At 69.1% G+C, this 2,755-nt stretch carries 3 protein-coding genes; all 3 read left to right on the top strand.

What is annotated here, in order from left to right; genetic code table 11:
* The coding region (locus tag JMF90_RS32320) for a prephenate dehydrogenase/arogenate dehydrogenase family protein (protein WP_201325953.1) at positions 1-909 on the top strand (909 nt) is incomplete at its 5' end.
* A gap of 13 nt (positions 910-922) precedes the next feature.
* Positions 923-2,227, top strand: coding sequence for a 3-phosphoshikimate 1-carboxyvinyltransferase (gene aroA, locus JMF90_RS32315; protein WP_054927515.1), 1,305 nt, complete (start codon positions 923-925; stop codon positions 2,225-2,227).
* 13 nt (positions 2,228-2,240) lie between these two features.
* Positions 2,241-2,755, top strand: a 515-nt coding sequence (gene cmk, locus JMF90_RS32310; protein WP_201325952.1) for a (d)CMP kinase, incomplete at its 3' end; no start/stop codon positions are given.

Raw genomic sequence — 2,755 nt, 5'->3', positions numbered from 1 at the left:
AACAAACTGGTCATCTTCGGCGTCGGCCTGATCGGCGGATCGCTGGCCTGCGCGCTGCGCGAGCGCGCGCCGGGCGGCGCGGGCGAGATCGTCGGCGTGGGCCGTTCGCGCGCGTCGGTCGAGCGCGCGCTGTCGCTCGGCGTGATCGATCGCGCGGCGGCGCTCGACGACGACGCGCAGTTGCGCGACGCGCTCGCCGGCGCCGATCTCGTCTTGCTGGCCGCGCCCGTCGCGCAGACGGGCCCGTTGCTCGCGCGCATCGCCCCGTGGCTCGACGGCGCGACGATCGTCACCGATGCGGGCAGCACTAAGTCCGATGTCGTCGCGGCCGCGCGCGACGCGCTCGGCGCGCGGATCGCGCAGTTCGTGCCGGGTCATCCGATCGCGGGGCGCGAGTCGAGCGGCGTCGAGGCGGCGTTGCCGGACCTCTACGTCGGCCGCAACGTCGTGCTGTGCCCGCTGCCGGAGAACGCGCCCGACGCGGTGGCCAGGATCGACGCGATGTGGCGCGCGACCGGCGCCGACGTGCGCATGATGAGCACCGAACAGCACGATCGCGTATTCGCGTCGATCAGCCATCTGCCGCACGTGCTGTCGTTCGCGCTCGTCGAGCAGATTCTCGGCGAGGCCGACGCGGAGCTGAAATTCTCGTACGCGGCCGGCGGTTTCCGCGATTTCACGCGCATCGCGGCGTCGAACCCGGAAATGTGGCGCGATGTGTGCGTCGCGAACCGCGCGGCGCTGCTCGACGAACTCGACGGCTACACGCGCGTGCTCACGCGGCTGCGCGCGGCGATCGATGCCGGCGACGGCGCGGCGCTCGAAGCCGTATTCACGCGCTCGCGCGCCGCACGCAAGGCATGGCAGGAACGCGGCGGCACACCCGCTGCCGAACCGGTCAAGAAATAACAGGACGATTCCCATGGACTACCTCGATCTCGGCCCGTACTCCAGCGCATCGGGCACCGTGCGCCTGCCCGGCTCGAAGAGCATTTCGAACCGCGTGTTGCTGCTCGCGGCGCTCGCCGAAGGCGAAACGACGATCACCAACCTGCTCGACTCCGACGACACGCGCGTGATGCTCGACGCACTCGGCAAGCTCGGCGTGAAGCTCGCGCGCGATGGCGACACCTGTGTCGTCACCGGCACGCGCGGCGCGTTCACCGCGAAGACGGCCGATCTGTTCCTCGGCAACGCGGGCACGGCCGTGCGGCCGCTGACCGCCGCACTCGCGGTGAACGGCGGCGACTACCGCGTGCACGGCGTGCCGCGCATGCACGAGCGGCCGATCGGCGATCTCGTCGACGGCCTGCGCCAGATCGGCGCGCAGATCGACTACGAGCTGAACGAAGGTTACCCGCCGCTGCGGATCAAGCCCGCGACGATTTCGGTCGATGCGCCGATCCGCGTGCGCGGTGACGTGTCGAGCCAGTTCCTCACCGCGCTCCTGATGACGCTGCCGCTCGTGAAGTCGAAGGATGGCCGGACCGTCGTCGAAGTCGACGGCGAGCTGATCTCGAAACCGTACATCGACATCACGATCCGGCTGATGGAGCGCTTCGGCGTGACCGTCGAGCGCGATGGCTGGCAGCGCTTCGTGGTGCCGGCCGGCGTCCGCTACCGCTCGCCGGGGCGAATCATGGTCGAGGGCGACGCGTCGTCCGCGTCGTATTTCCTCGCGGCCGGCGCGCTCGGCGGCGGCCCGCTGCGGGTCGAAGGCGTGGGGCGGGCGAGTATCCAGGGTGACGTCGGTTTCGCGAATGCGCTGATGCAGATGGGCGCGAACGTGACGATGGGCGACGACTGGATCGACGTGCGCGGCATCGGCCACGATCACGGCAAGCTCGAGCCGATCGACATGGACTTCAACCTGATTCCCGACGCGGCGATGACCATCGCGGTCGCGGCGCTGTTCGCGAACGGCACGAGCACGCTGCGCAACATCGCGAGCTGGCGTGTGAAGGAGACCGACCGCATCGCCGCGATGGCGACCGAGTTGCGCAAGGTCGGCGCGATCGTCGAGGAAGGCCCCGACTATCTCGTCGTCACGCCGCCGGAAAAGCTCACGCCGAACGCGGCGATCGATACGTACGACGATCACCGGATGGCGATGTGCTTCTCGCTCGTGAGCCTGGGCGGCGTGCCCGTGCGGATCAACGATCCGAAGTGCGTCGGCAAGACGTTCCCCGACTATTTCGACCGCTTCGCCGCGCTCGCCAAGGCCTGACCCGACTGTTCCGATGAAATCGACCCGACCCTTTCACCCGACTCCCGTCATCACGATCGACGGCCCGACTGCTTCCGGCAAGGGCACCGTCGCGGCGCTCGTCGCCGCGCACCTCGGTTTTCACCTGCTCGACAGCGGCGCGCTGTACCGGCTCGCGGCGCTCGCGAGCGTGCGCTACGGCATCGCCGCGGAAGACATCGACGCGCTGGTGAAGCTGATCGACGATCTGCACATCACGTTCCGTGAAGGTTGCGCGCAGCTCGACGGCGTCGACGTGTCGAACGACATTCGTGCCGAAGCGGTCGGCAACCGCGCGTCGGCGATTGCCGTGCACGGCCCCGTGCGCACCGCGCTCGTCGCGCGCCAGCGGGCGTTCCGCAAGACGCCGGGCCTCGTGGCGGACGGCCGCGACATGGGCACGGTGATCTTCCCGGACGCCGTCCTGAAGGTGTTCCTGACGGCCAGCGCCGAGGCACGCGCGACCAGGCGGCATAAGCAATTGATGCAAAAAGGTTTTTCTGCTAATAT

It is taken from the genome of Burkholderia sp. E168m23, from assembly GCF_016586125.1.
Taxonomy (GTDB): domain Bacteria; phylum Pseudomonadota; class Gammaproteobacteria; order Burkholderiales; family Burkholderiaceae; genus Burkholderia; species Burkholderia orbicola.
This window is presented reverse-complemented; position numbering and strand designations above follow the sequence as displayed.

Excerpts from the sequence above, each read along its gene's own strand:
- aroA (WP_054927515.1), top strand. The coding sequence starts at position 923 with ATGGACTACCTCGATCTCGGCCCGTACTCCAGCGCATCGGGCACCGTG.